This is a genomic window from Aeromonas aquatica (assembly GCF_000764655.1).
GTDB lineage: Bacteria > Pseudomonadota > Gammaproteobacteria > Enterobacterales > Aeromonadaceae > Aeromonas > Aeromonas aquatica.
This window is the reverse complement of record NZ_JRGL01000012.1, coordinates 73,524-94,632: the sequence shown is the minus strand read 5'-3', so window position 1 is coordinate 94,632 and position 21,109 is coordinate 73,524. Positions and strand designations below refer to the sequence as shown.

Annotated in this window: 19 protein-coding genes; 12 read left to right on the top strand and 7 right to left on the bottom strand. The window is 61.1% G+C overall.

Annotated features, from left to right (window positions below):
• Positions 1 to 10: 10 nt before the first annotated feature.
• The gene (locus LG30_RS0103475) at positions 11 to 493 is read right to left on the bottom strand and encodes a MarR family winged helix-turn-helix transcriptional regulator (protein WP_033129324.1); all 483 of its coding nucleotides are present in this window, start codon (positions 491 to 493) and stop codon (positions 11 to 13) included.
• A 94-nt stretch (positions 494 to 587) separates the two neighbouring features.
• Between LG30_RS0103475 and LG30_RS0103470 the strand changes: the two genes are divergently transcribed.
• Positions 588 to 1,469 (top strand): DMT family transporter, encoded by an 882-nt coding sequence (locus LG30_RS0103470; RefSeq protein ID WP_033129323.1) that lies wholly within the window; start codon positions 588 to 590, stop codon positions 1,467 to 1,469.
• 95 nt (positions 1,470 to 1,564) lie between these two features.
• Here LG30_RS0103470 and pgm read toward each other — a convergent pair whose 3' ends face one another.
• Together pgm and seqA are read right to left on the bottom strand one after the other, a co-directional pair.
• Positions 1,565 to 3,214 (bottom strand): phosphoglucomutase (alpha-D-glucose-1,6-bisphosphate-dependent), encoded by a 1,650-nt coding sequence (pgm, locus tag LG30_RS0103465; RefSeq protein WP_033129322.1) that lies wholly within the window; start codon positions 3,212 to 3,214, stop codon positions 1,565 to 1,567.
• 52 nt (positions 3,215 to 3,266) lie between these two features.
• On the bottom strand, positions 3,267 to 3,779 hold the full coding sequence (gene seqA, locus LG30_RS0103460; RefSeq protein WP_033129321.1) for a replication initiation negative regulator SeqA: 513 nt from the start codon (positions 3,777 to 3,779) through the stop codon (positions 3,267 to 3,269).
• Between the two features lie 290 nt (positions 3,780 to 4,069).
• Between seqA and LG30_RS0103450 the strand changes: the two genes are divergently transcribed.
• The 4 genes from LG30_RS0103450 to fldA are packed head-to-tail and all read left to right on the top strand — an operon-like array spanning position 4,070 to position 5,992.
• Entirely contained in the window at positions 4,070 to 4,834 is a 765-nt protein-coding gene (locus LG30_RS0103450) for an alpha/beta fold hydrolase (protein ID WP_033129319.1), read from the top strand.
• A 55-nt stretch (positions 4,835 to 4,889) separates the two neighbouring features.
• Positions 4,890 to 5,111 carry a DUF2788 domain-containing protein gene (locus LG30_RS0103445; RefSeq protein WP_033129318.1) on the top strand — a complete coding sequence of 74 codons (222 nt, stop codon included), beginning with the start codon at positions 4,890 to 4,892 and terminating at the stop codon, positions 5,109 to 5,111.
• A gap of 20 nt (positions 5,112 to 5,131) precedes the next feature.
• Positions 5,132 to 5,428: a LexA regulated protein gene (ybfE, locus tag LG30_RS0103440; protein ID WP_033129317.1), complete on the top strand. Its 297-nt coding sequence runs from the start codon at positions 5,132 to 5,134 to the stop codon at positions 5,426 to 5,428.
• Positions 5,429 to 5,467: 39 nt separating this feature from the next.
• Positions 5,468 to 5,992: a flavodoxin FldA gene (fldA, locus tag LG30_RS0103435; protein WP_033129316.1), complete on the top strand. Its 525-nt coding sequence runs from the start codon at positions 5,468 to 5,470 to the stop codon at positions 5,990 to 5,992.
• 61 nt (positions 5,993 to 6,053) lie between these two features.
• Here fldA and LG30_RS0103430 read toward each other — a convergent pair whose 3' ends face one another.
• On the bottom strand, positions 6,054 to 6,527 hold the full coding sequence (locus LG30_RS0103430; RefSeq protein ID WP_033129315.1) for a DUF4442 domain-containing protein: 474 nt from the start codon (positions 6,525 to 6,527) through the stop codon (positions 6,054 to 6,056).
• Between the two features lie 243 nt (positions 6,528 to 6,770).
• On the opposite strand from LG30_RS0103430, the gene fur reads away from it, so the two are divergent.
• On the top strand, positions 6,771 to 7,196 hold the full coding sequence (gene fur, locus LG30_RS0103425; protein WP_033129314.1) for a ferric iron uptake transcriptional regulator: 426 nt from the start codon (positions 6,771 to 6,773) through the stop codon (positions 7,194 to 7,196).
• 104 nt (positions 7,197 to 7,300) lie between these two features.
• Here fur and glnS read toward each other — a convergent pair whose 3' ends face one another.
• Positions 7,301 to 8,962 (bottom strand): glutamine--tRNA ligase, encoded by a 1,662-nt coding sequence (gene glnS, locus LG30_RS0103420; protein ID WP_033129313.1) that lies wholly within the window; start codon positions 8,960 to 8,962, stop codon positions 7,301 to 7,303.
• Positions 8,963 to 9,481: 519 nt separating this feature from the next.
• On the opposite strand from glnS, the gene LG30_RS0103415 reads away from it, so the two are divergent.
• Genes LG30_RS0103415 through LG30_RS0103395 form a run of 5 tightly spaced genes read left to right on the top strand, consistent with a single transcriptional unit; the run spans position 9,482 to position 15,592 of the window.
• The gene (locus LG30_RS0103415) at positions 9,482 to 12,313 is read left to right on the top strand and encodes a xanthine dehydrogenase family protein molybdopterin-binding subunit (protein WP_033129312.1); all 2,832 of its coding nucleotides are present in this window, start codon (positions 9,482 to 9,484) and stop codon (positions 12,311 to 12,313) included.
• Entirely contained in the window at positions 12,310 to 12,840 is a 531-nt protein-coding gene (locus tag LG30_RS0103410) for a (2Fe-2S)-binding protein (RefSeq protein ID WP_033129311.1), read from the top strand. The genes LG30_RS0103415 and LG30_RS0103410 overlap by 4 nt, the downstream gene beginning before the upstream one ends.
• Positions 12,837 to 14,054: a cytochrome c gene (locus LG30_RS0103405; protein WP_033129310.1), complete on the top strand. Its 1,218-nt coding sequence runs from the start codon at positions 12,837 to 12,839 to the stop codon at positions 14,052 to 14,054. Before LG30_RS0103410 ends, LG30_RS0103405 begins: the two co-directional genes overlap by 4 nt.
• A complete protein-coding gene (locus tag LG30_RS0103400) occupies positions 14,047 to 15,036 on the top strand; it encodes an XdhC family protein (RefSeq protein WP_033129309.1) in 990 nt (329 codons plus the stop codon). The genes LG30_RS0103405 and LG30_RS0103400 overlap by 8 nt, the downstream gene beginning before the upstream one ends.
• A complete protein-coding gene (locus tag LG30_RS0103395) occupies positions 15,026 to 15,592 on the top strand; it encodes a nucleotidyltransferase family protein (RefSeq protein WP_033129308.1) in 567 nt (188 codons plus the stop codon). Before LG30_RS0103400 ends, LG30_RS0103395 begins: the two co-directional genes overlap by 11 nt.
• Before the next feature lie 196 nt (positions 15,593 to 15,788).
• On the opposite strand, the gene LG30_RS0103390 is transcribed toward LG30_RS0103395, so the two are convergent.
• Positions 15,789 to 18,452: a beta-N-acetylhexosaminidase gene (locus LG30_RS0103390; protein WP_033129307.1), complete on the bottom strand. Its 2,664-nt coding sequence runs from the start codon at positions 18,450 to 18,452 to the stop codon at positions 15,789 to 15,791.
• A gap of 121 nt (positions 18,453 to 18,573) precedes the next feature.
• Complete coding sequence (gene nagE, locus LG30_RS0103385) at positions 18,574 to 20,028, bottom strand: N-acetylglucosamine-specific PTS transporter subunit IIBC (protein WP_033129306.1); 1,455 nt, start codon at positions 20,026 to 20,028, stop codon at positions 18,574 to 18,576.
• A 271-nt stretch (positions 20,029 to 20,299) separates the two neighbouring features.
• Here nagE and nagB point away from each other — a divergent pair, with 271 nt between their 5' ends.
• Entirely contained in the window at positions 20,300 to 21,100 is an 801-nt protein-coding gene (gene nagB / locus LG30_RS0103380; RefSeq protein WP_033129305.1) for a glucosamine-6-phosphate deaminase, read from the top strand.
• Positions 21,101 to 21,109 lie beyond the last annotated feature (9 nt).

Genomic DNA, 21,109 nt, shown 5'->3' with positions numbered 1-21,109 from the left:
GCCCGTTTTGTTATTCGTTTTCCAATAGCCAGCGCTTGAGCAGAGCGGCAAGCTGCCCCTGCTCGACCTGGGTCAATGGGGCCAACAAGCGGCGCTCGTTCGCCACGTGCCGCTCCACCGCCCGATCGATCAGCTCTCTACCCGCCTCGGTCAGACAGACCAGCAGGCTGCGCCTGTCGCTCGGCGCCGCCTGGCGCTCAATGAGACCCCGCTCGGCCAGCTTGTCGAGCCTGGCCGTCATGGCCCCCGAGGTCAGCATGGCGGATTGGTAGAGCTGGGTCGGCGTGAGGGGTTCTCCGGCGCGTCTTAAGGTCGCCAGGATGTCGAAGTCGGAGCCCAGCAGGCCGCACTCCTTGAGCTCCTCGCTCACCTCACGCCCGGCGATCGCCGCCATCCGCGCCACCCGGCCCAGTACCCCCATGGGGCTGCAGTCGAGATCCGGCCGCTGCCGGGCCCACTGCGCCAGCAGCAGGTCTACATGATCAGACTCCATCATGGCTCCATTATCTTTTTATAAAGATACTTGATAATAAACCAACTGACGGCTAATGTATCTTCACTTAAAGATACTTTTTCATGAGATACCCATGCCGCTGCTGATCGCCCTGCTCGCGCCCCTGCTGTGGGGGAGCACCTACGCCCTCGTCAGTCTCTATCTGACCGACTACTCCCCCTACTGGGTGGCGGTGTGGCGAGCCCTGCCCGCCGGCATGCTGCTGCTGTTGCTGCACCCCAGCCGACCACCGCTGACCTGGAGCAGGCAATTTCTGCTGGCGTTTTGCAACATCACCGCCTTCTTCGCCCTGCTGTTCGTGGCGGCCTTCCGCCTGCCGGGGGCCGTGGCGGGTACCCTGGGCGCGACCCTGCCGCTGATCCTGATGGGGCTGGCCTGGTTGCAGGATGGCAAACGGCCGAGCCTGAAGTGGCTGCTGCTGGGGCTGATGGGGCTCGTGGGCGTGTTGCTGCTGCTCAACCCCTCCGCCAATCTGGATCCCGTCGGCGTGGGCTGCGCCCTGCTCGCCACCCTGCTCATCGGCCAGTCCAGCCGCTGGATGCAACGCTGGCCGGTGAGCGATCTGCTGGCCCTCACCGCCTGGCAACTGCTGCTCGGCGGCCTGATGTTGATCCCGATCGCCTGGTGGCTGGCGGGCCCCATGCCGACACCCCGTCTGGCGAGTGCCCCCGCGTTTGGCTGGCTGATCCTGCTCAACACGGCGCTGGCCTACTGGGCCTGGCTGTGGGGCCTCAAGCGCCACGGTCCCGAGGTGATGGGCATGCTGGCCCTCACCAATCCCATGGTGGCGGTGTCGCTGGGGGTGCTGATGGTGGGCGAGACTCTGGACGGGCGTCAGTGGCTCGGCATCGGGGTGATCCTGCTCTCCCTGTTCCTGATGAAGCTGCCGGCGAGGCCCTTCTTCAAACGCTGGCAAGTCCGCAAGGCGAGCACCAGCAAGGCCGGCAATGACTGACCCGCGAGACGAATGGCTTGAATAGCCAACAGGATGCATAAAAAAAGAGGAGCCACCAGGGCTCCTCTTTTACATGGGGTGATCCGCAGAGAACGTCAGACGCCGGCCTTGGCCAGGGCGGCGGAAACGATCAGCTGGGCCTCCTGCTGGATCAAGTCCAGGTGTGCCTCACCCTTGAAGCTCTCCATGTAGATCTTGTAGATGGACTCGGTGCCGGAGGGGCGCGCCGCGAACCAACCGTGTTCGGTCACGACCTTCAAGCCACCGATGGCGGCGTTGTTGCCGGGCGCGCGGGTCAGCTTGGCGAGGATGGGATCGCCGGCCAGGGTAGAGGCCTCCACCAGTGCCGGGTCCAGCTTGGACAGCACCGCTTTTTGCGCGCTGTTGGCCGGGGCATCGATGCGGCGGTAGCTGGAGCGGCCAAATTTGGCCTCCAGGGCGTCGTAGTGCGCCTGGGGATCCTTGCCGGTGACGGCCAGGATTTCGGCGGCCAGCAGGGCCAGGATGAAGCCGTCCTTGTCGGTGGTCCAGACGGTGCCATCCTTGCGCAGGAAGGAGGCGCCGGCGCTCTCTTCACCGCCGAAGCCGAACTCGCCGCTGTAGAGGCCGTCCACGAACCACTTGAAGCCGACCGGCACCTCTTTCAGGGTGCGGCCAATCTCGCCTGCGACCCGGTCGATCATGGAGGAGGAGACCAGCGTCTTGCCGACCGCGGCCGTCTTGGGCCAACCGGTTCTGTGGGTGAACAGGTACTGGATCGCCACCGCCAGGTAGTGGTTCGGGTTCATCAACCCCGCCTTGGTGACGATGCCGTGACGGTCGTAGTCGGGATCGTTGCCGAGCGCGATGTCGAACTTGTCTTTCAGGGCGATGAGGCCGGCCATGGCGAAGGGGCTGGAACAGTCCATCCGGATCTTGCCGTCCTTGTCCAGGGTCATGAAGGAGAAGGTCGGGTCGACGCGGTAGTTGACCACCTCGATGTCGAGGTCATAGCGCTTGGCGATCACGTCCCAATAGGCCACGCCGGAGCCACCCAGGGGATCCACCCCGATCTTGATGCCGGCCCGCTTGATGGCGTCCAGATCCAGCACGTTTTCCAGATCGTCCACATAGGGGGTGACGTAGTCGTGTTCGACCACGAACTCACTCGCCAGCGCCTCGGCGAACGGCATTCGTTTCACCCCGGCGAGGTTTGCCTCCAGGATAGCGTTGGCGCGGTCTTCCACCCACTTGGTGATCTCACCCTCGGCGGGGCCGCCGTGGGGGGGATTGTATTTGAAGCCACCGTCTTCCGGCGGGTTGTGGGACGGTGTGATCACCACGCCGTCCGCCAAGGCCGCCGGCTTGCTGGCGTTGTGGCGCAAAATGGCGTGGGAGATGACCGGGGTCGGCGTGAAGCCGAGGCCGGCCTGGATGCGGGTCTCGACGCCGTTGGCCGCCAGCACTTCCACCGCGCTGGCAAAAGCGGATTCGGACAGGGCGTGGGTATCCATGCCGACAAACAGCGGCCCCTGGATACCGGCCTGCTGGCGATACTCCACCAGCGCCTGGGTCACCGCCAAGATGTGGGATTCGGTGAAGGCGTTGTGCAGAGCGCTGCCCCTGTGACCGGAGGTGCCAAAGGCCACCCGCTGCTCGGGGCGGCTCATGTCCGGCTTGTTGAGGTAGTAGGCGCTGACCAGACGGGGGATGTTGGTCAAGTCGCTGAGGCGAGCCGGCTTGCCGGCGTGAGGATGCTGTGCCATGACGTTTTCCTTGAGCGAGGCCTTGCCGACAAGGCCTTAAGTCTGTGATGCGTTAAACTGCGCCGCACACCCGCGCAGTCAAATCCTCGTTGTACCCCATGCTGGCCATCAATTGGGCCACCATGTTCTGCTTGCGGCTGGTGTTGGTGTTGGTGATCACCCAAAACGGGGTATCCGGCACCTGTTTGGGCTTGGTGGTGCTGCCACTGGCCCGCAGCGCCTCGGGATCCTGGGAGAAATAGACGCGCTTGCGCCCCTTGATCTCGGTCGCCTGGGTGAAGCTCTCCGGATTGTCCCGATAGAGGGTACTCAGCACCAGCATGAAGCGGTTGATGGACTTCTCTTCCTGTTGCAGCGCGCCGGAGTCGAGCAGCTCCTGCAGTCCCATGGCATCGGCCGGGGCCACTGGCTGGGCCTGCACCGCCGGTTCGACGGTGGCGGGCACTCGCGCCGAGGCGGGTTGTTCCAGCAGGCGGCGCAGGATATCGGAGGCACTCTCGCCGATGTGCCGGGTCTGGCTCGCGATAAAGAAGTAGAGATCGTCATCAAGCTCGATGGTTTTCATAGGGATGCGCTGGACTCGTCGAAGTTCGGATGCGGCGATTATACATAGGCAAACCCGGCAGCCCAAGGGAGCGGCTGGCAGATGTGCATGAATCTCATCGAGAATACGGCATAATGCGGGACCAAGTGTGTGATCCCCCGCACTGATAGCGGATCTCGGGCGGTTTTTTTGGAAAAAAACCACAGAAAAAACCTCCCAAAAAGAATGAAATCCTTTTCTTTCAATAGATTAAAAATCAGGCCTGCGTGCCAACGACCGATAAAGGTGTCATTTTGCAACACAACCCCCATTTGAATTTCAAGCAGCAAGGTCAGGGTCCCGCCGTCGTGCTGATCCACGGTCTGTTCGGCAGCCTGGACAACCTCGGTCTGCTGGCCCGTCCGCTCAGTGAGCAATACAGGGTCATCAGCCTGGATCTGCGCAACCATGGTGCCTCCTTTCACTCAGGCGAGATGAGCTACCCGCAGCAGGCGGCGGATGTGATCGCCCTGCTGGATCACCTGGCGCTGGACCGGGTGGCGATAGTGGGCCACTCCATGGGCGGCAAGGTCGCCATGCAGCTGGCCAAGCAGGCTCCCGAGCGGGTCAGCAAGCTGGTGGTGGCCGACATAGCCCCGGTCGCCTACCCCCACGCCCGCCACAAGAATGTGTTCGCCGGTCTCAACGCCACCCTGGCCAATCCGCCCCAGAGTCGCAGCGAGGCCGAGGCCATGCTGGCCCAGTACATCGAGATCCCGGGGGTACGCCAGTTCCTGCTCAAATCCTTCGCCAAGGGGGAAGCGGGTTGGGGCTGGCGCTTCAATGTGCCGGCGCTCGAACACAACTACGCCAACATCATGGGCTGGCCCGACAACCAGACGCGCTTCGAGGGACCGACCCTGTTCATCAAGGGGGGGGATTCGGACTATGTGTTGCCCGCATACACGGACACAGTGATGGCACAATTCCCGGCCGCCAAGGCCCGCGTCATCGCCGGAACCGGTCACTGGCTGCACGCCGAGAAACCGCTTTTATTCAATAAACTGGTTGTGGATTTCCTGTCGACAGGCGGTTAACAGTTTCAAATCCTTTGTGATATAGTGCGCCCGTCATAAGGAGTGTGCGCAATCCATGCTGAGTGAACATATCGATCTAATCGAGAGTCTGGGCCTGAAGTTGTTCTTCGTGGCCATCTTCCTGCTGATTGGTCTGGCCATTCATGACGTGCTCAAACGCGGCAACGTGCCCCGTTTCGGCCGTCTCGTCGTCTGGCTGGTTCTGTTTCTGGGTTGCGCGGGTTTTGTCGCCAAGGGGCTGATCGAAATGGGCTGGGAAGGCTCAGGGATCGGCTAACTTATTTTCATCTGTGATGTATGGCCAAACAGCAAACTGATCGAACAACACTGGATCTGTTCGCAAGTGAGAAGCGCCCCGGCAGGCCAAAGACCAACCCACTCCCCCGTGAGACCCAACTCAAGATCAACAAGCGCAACCAGCTCAAGCGCGATCGGGAGAATGGCCTGAAACGGGTAGAGTTGAAGGTGGAGGCCGAGTTGCTGGAGCGCCTGAACCAACTCGCGCTGCAACAGAACGTCAGCCGAGCCGAGCTGATCCAATCTATCCTGAAGCAACAGATTGAGTCTGCTTTTGCAGCAGGCGTCGCAATCTGACCGTTAAGCATCAACACCAGATACGGGTAACTAAACACTATGGCTAGTGTAGGTCTGTTTTTCGGCAGCGATACCGGTAATACCGAAGCTGTCGCCAAGATGATCCAGAAAGAACTGGGCAAGCAACTCATTGAAGTCCATGACATTGCCAAGAGCAGCAAGGCCGATATTGCCAACTTCGATCTGCTGATGTTTGGCATCCCGACTTGGTACTACGGTGAGTCTCAAGCTGACTGGGATGACTTCTTCCCCGAGTTGGAAGAGATAGATTTCACCAACAAGCTGGTCGCCATCTTCGGCTGCGGCGATCAGGAAGACTATTCCGAGTACTTCCTCGATGCCATGGGGACCCTGCGCGACATCGTCGAAGCCAAGGGCGCCATCATCGTCGGCCACTGGCCGACCGCCGGCTACGAATTCGAAGCCTCCAAGGCACTGGTCGATGACAAGCACTTCGTCGGTCTGGGCATCGACGAGGATCGCCAGCCTGAGCTGACCGCCGAGCGCGTCAAGGGCTGGTGCAAACAGCTGCACGAAGAGCTGAACCTGGGCGAGCTGGCGTAAGCCACCTGCTCCCAAAACAAGGGCCCCAACGGGGCCCTTGTTGTTTCTGCGGCGCGGGTCGTCAGCCGCCCCGGTGCTCCGGCTTGGACCTGACATAGAGAGTGCGTCTGACCTGGGCCACCAGCTCACCACGCTTGTCCTGCACCTGCACCTCAAACTCGGGGAAGTGCTTGTCTCCCCCCTCGGTTGCCGCGACGATGGACGCCAGCTTGGCGTCGGTCAGATTGAACTCGGCCACCAGCACCCCCTTGCCCGGCTTGATGTAGTTGATGCTGCCCGCCTTGTCCCAGACGTAATACCGATTCTTGAAGTGCCCCATCAGCATCAGCGGATAGATGGGATCCGTCATGGCGAACATGCTGCCGCCAAACTGGGTCCGGTTGGCATTCTTGTTCCACCAACGGGATTTCAGGGTGACCCTGCAGAAGCGAAAATCGGCGCTCAGGGTTTCGATCTTGATACCCGCTCCCCAGAAGGGAGGCCAGGCGTTGAGGGCGTGGCGCACCCAGGCTGCGTTGCCAAAAAGCCAATCCATGGATCTCATCCGACCAGATAATAGAGAAATTACATAGTATCAACATTCCCCGCGGGAGCAAGCCGAACCACGCCGCGCCATATTTATCTTCAGACGCGGGTTATATGCTAAAGCCCTTGAATTGCTGGGTTTATTTTTAAGCTGGCTACGACCTATAATGACAGGCCAAACGAGTTCGTGGTTGCCATTCCCTTGGCAGTCAATCAGAATAACCACACCTTCGAGAATGCGAATAAATAGAATATGGCAGACCACAATCAAGCATTAAAAAAGGCCGGACTCAAGATCACCTTGCCCCGCGTCAAGATCCTGGAAATCCTGCAACAGCCGGACAGCCAGCACACCAGTGCGGAAGATCTGTACAAACGGCTGATCGATCAGGGTGAGGAGATTGGTCTCGCCACCGTCTATCGCGTTCTCAACCAGTTTGATGATGCAGGTATCGTCACCCGTCACCACTTCGAAGGCGGCAAGTCGGTGTTCGAGCTGGCTACCCAGGAGCATCATGACCACCTGGTCTGCCTCGATTGTGGCAAGGTGATCGAGTTCTCCGACGAGGTGATCGAGCAGCGTCAGCGCGACATCGCCAAGGTGCACAACATCCGCCTGACCAACCATAGTCTCTATCTCTATGGTCACTGCGCGAACGGCGACTGCAAGCACGAATAACGCCGTCGGCCCGCGAGCAGCAATGAAAAAGCCAGCATGATGCTGGCTTTTTTGTGTCCGCAAGGGGGCGGGTGATGGGCAGGGTCTCCCCTGCCCTTCTCGCATCAGCCTTCGGCCTTGCCCCAGACGTCGCGCAGGGCCACGGTGCGGTTGAACACCAGGTGCTCCGGGCTGGAGAGCTTGTTGTCGACACAGAAGTAGCCTTCACGCTCGAACTGGTAGGCAAACTCCGGCTTGGCATCCTTGAGGGAGGCCTCGACCCGGGCACCGGCGATGACCACCAGCGAATCCGGGTTGAGCGCCGCCTCGAAGTCATCCTCGGCAGCGGGATTCGGCATCTTGAACAGACGATCGTAGAGACGGATCTCGGCCGGCAGGGAGTGAGTGGCGCTGACCCAGTGGATCACCCCCTTCACCTTGCGGCCATCGGCCGGATCCTTGCCCAGGGTCTCGGGATCGTAGGAGCAGTAGACGCAAGTCACCTTGCCTTCCGCATCCTTCTCGACCCGCTCGGCCTTGATGACATAGGAGTTGCGCAGGCGCACTTCCTTGCCCAGCACCAGGCGCTTGAACTGCTTGTTCGCCTCTTCCTTGAAGTCCGCCTCGTCGATGAAGATCTCGCGGCTAAAAGTCAGCTCGCGGCTGCCCATCTCGGCGTTGTTCGGGTGCGCCGGAGCGGTCAGCACCTCGTCGCCCGCCAGGTTCTCGATGACCACCTTGAGCGGGTGCAGCACGGCCATGGCACGGGGGGCGTTCTCGTTGAGATCGTCGCGGATACAGGCTTCCAGCATGCTCATCTCGACGATGTTGTCCTGCTTGGTCACGCCGATGCGCTTGCAGAACTCGCGGATGGAGGCCGGGGTGTAGCCACGGCGGCGCAGACCGGAGACGGTCAGCATGCGCGGATCGTCCCAACCGCTGACGTGCCCCTCGGTCACCAGCAGGTTCAGCTTGCGCTTGGACATGACGGTGTATTCGAGGTTCAGGCGGGAGAACTCGTACTGACGGGGGTGGCAGTCGATGCTGATGTTGTCCAGCACCCAGTCGTACAGCCGGCGGTTATCCTGGAACTCCAGGGTGCACAGGGAGTGGGTGATCCCCTCCAGGGCGTCCGAGATGCAGTGGGTGAAGTCGTACATCGGATAGATGCACCACTGGTCACCGGTCTGGTGATGGTGGGCAAACTTGATGCGATAGATGACGGGATCACGCATCACCATGAAAGGTGAAGCCATGTCGATCTTGGCGCGCAGGCAGGCGCTGCCCTCGGCCATCTCACCGTTCTTCATCTTGGCAAACAACGCCAGGTTCTCTTCGACGCTGCGATCGCGGAACGGGCTGTTCTTGCCGGCTTCGGTCAGGGTGCCACGGTACTCGCGCATCTGCTCGGGGGAGAGTTCGTCCACATAGGCAAGACCCTTCTCGATGAGCTCGATGGCGTAGCCGTGCAGCTTGTCGAAATAGTCGGAGGAGTAGCAGATCTCGCCGCTCCACTGGAAGCCGAGCCACTGCACGTCCTGCTTGATGGACTCCACGAACTCGATGTCTTCCTTCGCCGGGTTGGTGTCATCGAAGCGCAGGTTGCACTGGCCCTGATAGTCGCGGGCGATGCCGAAGTTCAGGCAGATGGACTTGGCGTGGCCGATATGCAGATAACCGTTCGGCTCGGGTGGGAAACGGGTATGCACGCTCTTGTGCTTACCGCTGGCCAGATCTTCATCGATGATCTGACGGATAAAGTTGGTTGGGCTGCTCGCCTCGGTCATGAATTCACCTCGAATGTCTCAGCTCGTGGGGCAACCGCGCGCCCCCGCTTAGAAACCGTCAATGATCCACTATTCATCCATGAGGCTCAACAGGAATTTGCCGCCACGGCAAGTGGGCCGCGCCACCAAGCCCCATTTGCGCTGGGGCCGACAAGCTTCCCACCTAGTGGATCCGCTAAACCTCGCGCGGCTTAGTCTCATCCGGGTAAATCATGAAATAGATCAATTCATATAGGTCTAGAATTAAACAGTCTCTTGTGAGTACACACAAAATACTTTTATCACGACAGTTACAATACAAAAGCTCAAAAATACAACTAAAACACCACGAAATTCAGCTTATTGCCCTGATAAATCGCATCAACTCAACATAAGATGTAACAGATGTTTTTCAAACCCCTCAATCCTTAGTATTCTATTTATCATTTTTGCTGCGACATCAGGGAAGATGGTCGACAACACCTGTCCCCTCCCTTTCCCCCGAGCCACTCGCCTCATCCTCACACAGGTAGCTGAGCCATGTCCTACTCCGTATCAAGACGTGATTTCATCAAGCAGTGCGTCATCGCCGGCATCGCCGTCTACAGCGCCCCCCTCCTCGCCAACCTCTCCCTGTCCGGCATGGAAGACGAGATCTTCGATCCCGCCTTGCTCGGCCAGTGGAAGCAGGGGGGCAAGGTCAAGTTCCGCAGCGATGGCCTGGCCAAGGTCACCGGCCAGAAGATCTACAGCCGGGACTATCGCGCCCAGGATCTGGCTGGCTGGCCGTCCCAGCAGCAACATGCGCTGCTGATCCGGCTCGACAAGGCGGATCGCGTCTATCTGGGGCTGGATCTCTCCATGCTGCCCGCCAATGCCCAGCCCCGCCGGGTGATCACGGCGGCCGATCTGGTGCGTGACGGCGTCGAGCTGCCCGCCTTCTACGGCATCAACATGATGGTCAGCGAAGGGGCCACCCCGGACTATCTGGGTCATGCGGCCGCCATGCTGATCTTCCCGGACTTCGCCACCTTCAACCGGGCCAAGCAGATCCTGCAGTTCAACAACAAGGTGGTGCGCTACGGTGATGTGACCCCCCTGGTCGCCACCACCCGGGATCCCTGGGCCTGCTGGCGCATCATCCGGATCGAGGGCAAGCTCGGCATGGGGGATCAATACAGTACCTTGAAGAACGGTCTCTTCTTCCCGGCCATCGTCAGCCACCAGCCGGTATGGCCGACGGCCAGAGCCGATGGCAACGCCGGTGAGCAGGGGATGTATCAGGCCGAGCAGGTGCACAAGGAGCTGGAGGCCGAGGACGCCCTGGTGCTGGATCGCAGCTACCAGACCCAGTTCATCGAGCCCATGATGATGGAGCCGGAAAACTTCAACGGCTGGTTCGACGCCAAGGCGCGCACCATGCACCTGGTGGTGAGCACCCAGTCCCCTCACGACTTCTACTACGAAGCCGCCGAGATGCTGGCCAAGGGGCCGCTGGCCGGCAAGGTCGACAAGCTGGTGGTGCACTCCCCCTTCATCGGGGGTGGCTTCGGGGCCAAGGATCACACCATATTCCCCTTCTATGGCCTGCTCGCGACCCTTTATGGCGAGGGCCCGGTGCGTCTGGCCAACGATCGCTTCGAACAGTTCCAGGGTGGCCTCAAGCGTCATCCGTTCAACATGCACAACAAGCTGGTGATTGACAAGCAGAGCGGCCAGTTCCGCGCCCTGATCAGCGCCATGACAGTGGACGGCGGCGGCCGCCTGAACTTCACCGGCTCGGTGGCCAGCGTGGGGGCCAGCGCCATCCAGGGGGTCTACTACCTGCCCAAGAACGACATCACGGCGGTCGCCCTGCCCTCCGAGAACCCGGATTGCGGCTCCATGCGAGGGTATGGATCCCTGCAAACCATGGCGGCCATGGAGATGATGGTCAACGAGGCCGCCGCACTGCTGAAGATGGATCCGCTGGCGCTGCGGCGCCGCAACCTGATCAAGCCCGGCCAGCCCAATACCCAGGGGGCCATTCCCGAGGGCAACAACCGTTACCCCGAGATCCTGGCGATGGCCGAGCAGCATGAGATCTGGGCCCAGCGCCAGGCCAGGAAGCAGGCTTACGAGACCCAGCATCCGGACCGCCTGCACGGCACGGGTTTCAGCATCACCACCAAGGACTATGGCACCGGCGCCGTGGCCCCCTCCGCCTGCGTCGAGCTGACAAGCAAGGGGGAGATCCTCCTCAAGATCAGTGGCATGGAGATGGGCACCGGGATCCAGACCTCCCAGGCCGAGATCGTCAGTCGCTACTTCGGCCAACCGGCCGACACCATAGATCTCGCCGAAATCGCGCTCTGGGAGAGCTTCAAGCTGGTCGAGACCGATAACCCCTACACCATCTCTCAGGAACGCCAGGACGAGATGCAGAAGAACCCGCGCTGGACTCTGGCCATTCCGCAGGCCTCCTCGGCCTCCATCTCCTCCTACTTCCAGAGTCACGCCACTGTGGCGGCGGCCCGCATCCTGTTCGAGCAGACGCTCTGGCCGGCGGCGACCGCCATCTGGCGCAAGCAGTTCTTCGTCGGTCAGGCGGGTCTGGACCTGGGCCCCGCCAGCGAGGCGAGCTGGACCCCCGCCGGGTTGACGACCCGTGGCATGCCACCGTTGCCGCTCTCTCTGCTGGCGGCCCATGCCCACGCCAACGGCCTCATCACCGGTGCCATGGTGCACAGCTTCAACCGCTGGGCCTGGGCCGAGTGCGACTTCACCATCGAGGGTCAGAGCCAGCGCCTGCCCATAGATGCGCTGGCGTTGCGCTACGGTGACGGCGCCAGCAGCGCGCAGCGCGCACAGGCCGATGCCAACGGCTACCAGCTGCTCGACCGCACCCAGGCTCACTACCCCAGTACCAACCTGAACAACGCCATGGTGACCTACTACGCCCCCTGCGCCACCTTGGTCGAGATAGCGCTGGAGAAGGGCTCGGGCAAGGTGCACATACTGTCCGCCCACAGCTGGCTTGACGCCGGTCGAGTCATAGTCCCCGAACTGGTGGAAGGCCAGATCCAGGGCGGCCTGGCCATGGGGGTCGGTCATGCTCTGTATGAATATCTGCCGTCAGGCCAGGAAGGGCCGGGCAACGGCACCTGGAACCTGAACCGCTATCAGGTCCCCTTGGCGCACCAGCTGCCGGTCTGGAACCTGACCCACACCCTGCTGGAACCCCTCTCACCGACCGATGCCACCAAGGGCATAGGCGAAGTGGTGATGATCCCCGTGGTCGCCGCCCTGGTAGAAGCCATCTATCAGGCGACCGGCACCCGCTTCTATCATCTTCCCGTGACTGCAACCGACATTCAGAAGGCCATCCAATGATCACCGTAAACATGACCATCAACGACCGTCTCATTGGCCCGATCGAAGTGGATGACAACACCATGATGATCGACTTCCTGCACGAGTATGTGAACCTGACCGGAACCAAGTTCGGCTGTGGCATCGGCGTCTGTCATGCCTGCACCATAGTCGTCGACGGGGCGGATGGCAGCAGCGAGAGCGTGCGCACCTGCGTCAACGGGGTTGGCCGCTTCAACGGCCAGCGCATACGCACGGTGGAAGGCCACGCCAAGCGTAACAACCTGGGCAAGATCATCGCCCTGAGCCCGGTGCAGAAGACCTTCCTGGATCACTTCTCCTTCCAGTGCGGCTGGTGTACCTCGGGTTTTATCAACGAGACCACAGTGCTGCTGGAGCGGCTGCGCAAGCAGCCGGTGGCCATGGCCGATCTCGAATCCACCATAGAGGGTGCGCTTAAAGATCACGTCTGCCGCTGCACCGGTTACAAGAAGTACTACGAGGGGGTCAAGGCCATGTTGATCTCGGAGGGGGTAGTACGCACATGATGCTCTCCAGACTCGCATTCGCACTCTTGCTCGGCGCAGGCACGGTGTCTGCGGCAGACGCCCAGGATCCGCAGGTGGCACAGGGAGAGTACCTGTCCAAGGTCGGCGACTGCGCCGCCTGCCACACCGCCGAGGGGGGCCAGAAGTATGCCGGTGGACTGGCGTTCAAGACGCCTTTCGGCGTCATCTACTCCACCAACATCAGCTCCGACAAGGCCCAGGGGATAGGCAGCTACAGCTATCAGGATTTTTATGAGGTGATGCACAACGGCAGCGCCCCCAATGGCCGCCTCTATCCTGCCATGCCTTATACCTCCTACCACCTGGTCACGGATGAGGACATGAAGGCGCTCTACGCCTACTTCATGCAGACCAAACCGGCCGCCACCCCTAACCGTGACAACGAGGTCGGCTTCCCCTTCAACGTGCGCACCGGCCTGCTGTTCTGGAACATGGTGGCCCATGAGGACAGCGCCTTCGAAACCGATCCGGCCAAGAGCAGCAACTGGAATCGTGGCCGCTACCTGGTGGATGGGCTGGGGCACTGTGGCGAATGCCACACGCCGCGGGATACCTTCATGGCGATGGACGACTCCAGCTACCTGAAAGGGGCCATGATCGAGGGGGTGATGGCCCCGGAGATCACCGCCACCGAGCTCAGGCGCCAGGGCTGGACCCATGACTCCCTGACCCGGCTGCTGCGCAAGGGCTACTCGGTCAAGGGCGGCGTCTTCGCCGGCATGTATCCCGTGGTCGAGAAGAGCTTCGCCTACCTGACCGACGAAGACATGCACGCCGCCACCAGCTACCTGCTCGACAGCGACACCCCGCTGCCGGTGCCGGAGCCCAAGCAAGTCACCCTGGATAGGGCGCACCCCGGCTATGGGCTCTACCGGGACTACTGCGCCGGTTGTCACGGCCAGGAGGGTCAGGGCAAGCCGAACGTGACGCCATCCATGTACACCAACGCCACCCTGGATCAGGCGACCCCGACCAACACCCTGGCGGTGCTGCTGCGCGGGATCCCGGCCCAGAGCTACAGCCAGACCGAGCGCTTCGCCCCCATGCCAAGCTATGCCAAGGAGCTCAACGAACAGCAGCTGGCGGATCTGGTCAACTTCCTGCGCCAGACCTGGGCCCATCAGCCCTCCACCCTGAGTGCAAGCGACATCGAGGCGCTCAAGAAGGAGATCGTCGAGGCGCACGATGAGTAGCGGTCAGCTGGAGGTGCTGCGTCAGAGCCTCGCCTGGCTCACTCAAGGAAAATCTATCTGGCTGTGCAGCATAGTGGCGACCTACGGCTCGGCTCCCCGCCCGCAAGGGGCCCTGTTCGCCACCGACGGTAGTCGCCGCAGCGGCTCCATCTCCGGCGGTTGCATCGAGGATGCCTTCGTCGCCATGCTGGCCAGGGGGGAGCATGACTCGCCCCAGAGCCTGCTGGACTATGGCTCCCACCTGGCCCCCGATGGTAGTGCATTCGAGCTGCCGTGTGGGGGTCGCATCCGGCTGCTGGTGGAGCACCTCGAAGGGGACGCGGCCGTCGCAGATCTGAACGAGTGGCTGAGCAGGCTGCAAGGCGCCCTCCCCTTCGTGCGGGAGGTGCTGCTCGAGCAGGGGAAACGCTCCTATCTGGCCGACGAGATGCAGGGCCAGTGCGAGCAAGAAGATCCAGACAGGGTGCAGCTGAGCTATGCCCAGCGCTGGCGCCTGCTGCTGCTGGGGATCAGTCAGGTGAGCGAGCAGGTGGCCAGACTGGGACAGGCCGCTGGCTTCGAGGTGTTGCTGTGCGACACCCGCGAGGCATATTGCCCCGACTGGCACTGGGGGCCTGAGCAGGGCGGCATAGCGGTGGAGTGGTGTGACCCCGAGCGTTTCATCGAGCGTCATGTCACGGCCCGGAGCGCCGTGCTCGCCCTGGCCCACGATCCCAGGATCGACGATGCCGGCTTGATGGCGGCACTGGAATCAGAGGCCTTCTATCTGGGCGCCATGGGCTCGGTGCGCACCAGCGCCCGTCGGCTGGAGCGGCTGCAGCGAATTGCCGAGGCGAGTCAGACCCAGCTTGCGCGGATCCACGCCCCCATAGGGCTGCCCATCGGCAGCAAGACCCCCATAGAGATCGCCATCGCCGTGCTGGCCGAGGTGATCGCCGCGCGCCAGGGCATCAGATTGCGAGACGCCACAGATGCAGCCTGAGCGGATAGCCCTGCTGCTGGCCGCCGGCTTCTCCCGCCGCTACGGCAGCGACAAGCGCCTCGCAGGCTCCCCGCCCCTGATCCTGCGCACCCTCGCCACCCTGCTCCCCGACCATGATCGCGTGCTGGTGGTGCTCAGGCAGCGAGACGAGGCGGTACGCCAGCTGCTGGCGCCGACGGGAGCCCTGATCACCCAGGTGCCGGCAGATGGCGGCATGGGTGACAGCCTGGCCCACGGGGTGCGCACCCTGCTCGCCCAGGATTGGCCCATCCAGAGTCTGCTGGTGGCGCTGGCCGATATGCCCCATCTCTCCCGCACCAGCCTGCTGGCCTTGCAGGCTGCTCAGCAGGGTCACTCGCTGGTGCGGCCCCTCTACCAGGGTCAGCAGGGGCATCCCGTCAGCTTTCCCGCCGACCTGCTGCCCGAGCTGGCCCGCCTCTCTGGTGAACAAGGCGCCAAGCCGGTGCTCGATCGCCACGCCGACCGCCTGATCTGCCTGACGCTGGATGATCCCGGCTGCGTGCAGGATATCGACCGACCCGAAGACCCTCTCTGATCCACCCCGACGACGACGCCGGCAAAACGCGGGCAAAAAAAGCCCCGCACCAGGCGGGGTCACAAGTGATGAAAAACAGACAATACACACACAACAAAGGCTCACACGCACAGTCAACCTTTCCCAAAACCGATGACATATCGGCCTTGGGAAAGGCGGGTCTTGCGACCCGCCTGGTGTTAGCGGTTGACAGCTATCAGTTCAGTTCGGTGACGCGGCTGGTGCGCTTGCCATCGAAGCTGGTGGTACGCAGGTAGACCTTGCCGTTCACGCTCGGCTTGGCCGCGGCGTCATAGGCGCTCCAGCTCTTGCCATCCAGGCTGTACTGGATGGGCAGACCAGGCAGATCCACGTTCGCTTCCAGCTTGCCGTTGACGACCTTGGCACCCGGTACCGAGAGACGGTACTCGACGCCGTAGGCTTCCAGTTTCGCCAGCTCACGCTGACCCAGCAGGTTGGCGAACTGGTTCCACTCCTTGTCCAAGGTGGCCTTGTTGACATGCTTGGTCTCGCCGGAGAACTCACGACCCTTCACATAATCCAGCTCGAAGCCACCCTTGTGCCAGGCACGCTCGGCCACGGAGAAGATCCGCGGGTAGACCATGTACTCGTACTGGGCATCGGTACGCACGGTTTCACCCCACTGCTGACCGGACATGCCCTTGAACTTGACGGGCTCCTGGTCACCCTTGGCCACGAAGGCATTGCCGTCGCGATCGGTCGAGGTCTCGGCGTTCTGCGGCAGGTTTTCCGGGGCGAAGTTGAACAACTTGCGGGTGTCGGTGAAGCGAGTCGCCCAGTAGTAGCCACGCTCGGCCGGATGCACCTCGTTCGGGAAGTCCAGGTAGAGGTAATCCGGGTTGGACAGCACCACGTCATAACCCTTGTGCGCCCACGCCATCGCGTTGTTGAAGCCGCCCCAGTAGAGGGTTTCCCAGAAGTTGACCTGGGTCTTGTCGGTGGCGAAATCCTTGGCACCGTCGGCGTACTTCAGGCCATCTTCCCACGCCATCAGGGTGGAGTAGCCATCCGCCTTGACCATCTTGGCAACTTCCTTCGCGTAGTAGACCATCAGTTCGTCTACGCTCTTGATCTTGCCCTCGTCGATCATCTTCTGGCACAGCGGGGACTTGCCGAACGGCTTGTCCTGCTTGCTCCAGTCGGTGTTACCCTTCCAGGCCACCAGATCGGCTTTCTTGGTGACGGCCGGATCCTGGTAACCATCGCGGATCATGATGTTCTTCGCTTCGTCACCACCGTAGTGCCAGACGGTCAGCGGCTGGCCGGCTGCCTTGTGCATGGCGCCGACTTCATCCATGACCTTGGCCACGAAGGCGGAAGAGCCCGGCTGGCAAGGGTTGATGAAGGACATCTTGTCGTAGAACTGGACCGAGGTGATGTTGGAGGTGTCGGCCGGATCGAGCAGACGGTACTGGTTCGCCTCCTGCTCTTTACCCTCGGCCATCAGCCGCTTGTAACGCGCCTCCATGGAGACCACGGCGGCACGGGCATGCGCCGGCATGTTGACCTCGGGGATCACGGTCACACCGCGCGCCTTGGCGTAACGGACCAGGTCGATATAGTCGGACTTGGTGTAGAAACCGCTGCCCATGTTGTCGCTAGTCGGGCCTGAACCCAGCTGCGGCAGGATGCACTTGGTTTCGGACAGATCGTGGCAACGCTCGCCACCGACCTCGGTCAGCTCCGGCAGGCCCGGGATCTCGATGCGCCAGCCTTCATCGTTGGTCAGGCCCAGGTGCAGAGTGTTGAGCTTCTTGGACGACATCTGGTCGATCAGCTTGCGCAGGGTTTCCGGGCCACGGAAGTGGCGGGCCACGTCGGTCTGCATGCCACGGTATTCGAAGCGCGGAGCATCCTCGACCGCCATCTGGCTGACCAGCTTGTCGTTGACCCCCAACAGGGAGATCAGGGATTGCGCGCCCCAGAAGGCGCCGTCGATGTCGTGGCCCTGGATCAGCGCGCCCTGCGAGCCGATGTTCATGTCATAGCCTTCGGCCTGCTTGACCTTGCTGCCGAGCTTGATGGTCACTGGGTAGCCGGTGTCGGAGAGGGTAACACCCAGCTTGGTCAGTGACGCCTTGATGGCTTCGGCACGGTCGGTCGGCAGATCCAGCGCGTTGAGTTTGATGCTGGAGAGATCGACCTGCGGACCCGCCTTCACCACCTGCTTGAGCGGGGTCGGCATGATCTGGTCGTCGATCTTGCTGGCCGGCAGCAGCGTGCTGGCCTGATTGGCAGCGAAACGGGTCTCGCTGTTCATCAGGATGTTCTTGTCATCCTTGGTGCGCTTCCAGCCGTCGGCCGGCATCGGCTTCTCGTAGCTGGTGGCATCTTCGATGTTGGTCATGCTGGCGATCACCTTGGGCTCGGCGCCCTCGGTGGCGACGTACCAGTTCGGCATGATGTCGCTTTCAAACAGCACCCAATACTCCACCACCAGCGGCACTTCGACCGTGGCATCCTTGGCAAAGCCCTGGAACTTGTCGGTCGGCGTCATGCGATAGAGGTCGCCGGTCAGGTGGGTGATGGTGAACTGGTCGTTGTCCACCCGCTGGATGCGGCGGATGGAGTGGATGTAGATGTTCCAATCCTTGGAAGTCACGTCCGCACCGGTGTTGGTCAGGTGCAGCTTGGCAACGCCACAGCTAGCCCACTCGGAACCCAGTGCCTGACAATCCAAACCGGCACTGGCACCGTCGTTGGTGACCACTTCATACTTGACGACCAGGTTGCTGGCGAGGGAATCGACCACGGCTTGCTTGGCGGCATCGGCTGCCTGTACCTGAGCGGCACAAACGGTAGACATGGCAATGGCTAACAGAGAATGTTTCAAGTTCATAACTGCTGCTCTCATTTGAAGTAAAGGTTGGATTTTCTTGGCTTTTTTTATATGGGGCCCCTGAGCGGGGCCCTTAGTTATGTCAACAATGGACTTAGACTTGAGGTGAGCTTGCGCTCGATTAACGCAGGGATTTCATCTCACCGGCGATGATTTCGGCCAAGGGGCCCAGAATCACCTGCAGGTTCTGCTCACCGAGCTTGACCACACCGGCCGCGCCCAGGGCTTTCAGCTTGCGCTCATCCACGATGCTGCGATCTTTCAGGGTCAGACGCAGACGGGTGATGCAGGCATCGATGGTGACCAGGTTCTCTTGACCACCCAGCACTTCCAGATACTGGCGAGCCAGCTCGGTGCGGTCGGTGGTCTGAGCCTGTACCGGCACGGCTTCGTCATCTTCACGACCCGGAGTCTTCAGGTTGAACTTGACGATGACGGTACGGAAGATGGCGTAGTAGAGGCCGAAGAACACCAGGCCCTGTACCAGCAGCATGTACCAATGAGTCGCCAACGGGTTGCGCGATTGGATGAACATGTCGACAAAGCCAGCACTGAAGCCGAAGCCTGAGATCCAGTGCATGCTGGCGGCGATGAACACGGAGATACCGGTCAGCAGGGCGTGGATGACGTACAGCACCGGCGCCACGAACATGAAGGAGAACTCGAGCGGCTCGGTCACACCGGTGAAGAAGGCGGCAAAGGCGGCTGCGATCATGATGGATGCAACTTTCTCTTTGTGCTCTTTCTTGGCGGTGTGGTAGATGGCCAAAGCTGCGCCCGGCAGACCGAACATCATGATGGGGAAGAAGCCAGCCTGGTACATACCAGTGACACCCACAACCGCTTTACCCGCGTCGATGGAGGTTTGACCGCCCAGGAAGTTCGGGATGTCGTTGATGCCCGCCACGTCAAACCAGAACACGGAGTTCAGGGCGTGGTGCAGACCGACCGGGATCAACAGACGGTTGAAGAAGGCGTAGATGCCCGCACCGGTGGAGCCCATGCTGACGATGGATTCGCCGAAGCTCACCAGGCCACCATAGATAACCGGCCAGACCGCCATCAGGATGAAGGAGACCACGATCATGACAACGGAGGTCACAATCGGCACCAGACGACGGCCGGAGAAGAAGGCCAGCGCCTTGTGCAGTTCGACACCGCTGAAGCGGTTATACAGCTCGGCGGCGATGACACCGGTCAGGATACCGATAAACTGGTTCTCGATTTTACCGAAGGCGGCAGGGACTTGATCCAGCGGAATTTGTTGGATCTGAGACACGGCGCCCGGGCTCAGCAGGGTGGTGACCACCAGATAGCCGACCAGACCGGCCAGCGCGGCAGAACCGTCTTTATCCTTGGACATGCCATAGGCAACGCCCACAGCAAACAAGATGGCCATCTTGTCGATGATGGCGGCACCCGCCTTGATCAGGAATGCTGCCAGCGCACTCTCGCCGCCCCAACCGTTCGGGTCAATCCAATAACCAATCCCCATCAGGATCGCTGCGGCAGGCAATACCGCTACCGGCACCATCAGGGCACGGCCGATCTTTTGCAAATAACCGAGAATGTTCACGGTTCCTCTCCTTAGTTGATGTTTTTCTAGAAATTAAGTGCTTATCACGTTCGACGCATAAGCCATCAAGGCTTGATTGGCAGTCTATGGGTTTTATTTCGCTGCGCAAATTAATAAACCAGCTTTCGTGATCATTATCACTCAACAGAGATAAAGGTAACGGATAGATGTGGCTTAGTTCGCAATCTTTATTTACGCTATAAAACAACTTAACCCCATCTTATATTCTTGCCGTCGATAGACTGCCGCAACCCGTACAGAGGTATACATAATGCGCCTGATCCCGTTGAAGTCTGCCAGCCAGGTGGGTCTCTGGTCTGCCCGTTACATCGTTGACCGCATCAATGCGTTCAAGCCGACCAGCGATCGCCCCTTCGTACTGGGTCTGCCCACCGGCGGCACTCCGCTCAACACCTACAAGCGCCTGATCGAACTTCACAAGGCCGGTGAGGTGAGCTTCGAGCACGTGGTCAGCTTCAACATGGACGAGTACGTCGGCCTGCCCAAAGAGCACCCGGAGAGCTACCACAGCTTCATGTACAACAACTTCTTCAACCACGTGGACATTCGCCCGGAGAACATCAACATTCTCAACGGCAACGCGCCGGATCTGGCGGCCGAGTGCAAACGCTACGAGGAGAAGATCAAGTCCTACGGCAAGATCAATCTGTTCATGGGCGGCGTCGGCAACGACGGTCACATCGCGTTCAACGAACCGGCCTCCTCCCTCTCCTCCCGTACCCGGGTCAAGACCCTGACCGAGGACACCCGCATCGCCAACTCCCGCTTCTTTGGCGGCGACATGGAGCAGGTGCCCAAGCTGGCGCTGACCGTGGGTGTGGGTACCCTGATGGATGCAGAAGAGATCCTGATCCTGGTCATCGGCCACGCCAAGGCCCAGGCCCTGCAAGCCGCGGTGGAAGGCTGCGTCAACCACATGTGGACCATCTCCACCCTGCAACTGCATCCGAAGGGCATGATGGTATGCGACGAGCCCTCCACCATGGAGCTGAAGGTCAAGACGGTGCGCTACTTCCAGCAGTTGGAAGCCGACAACATCAAGCACCTGTAAGGAGCCGCA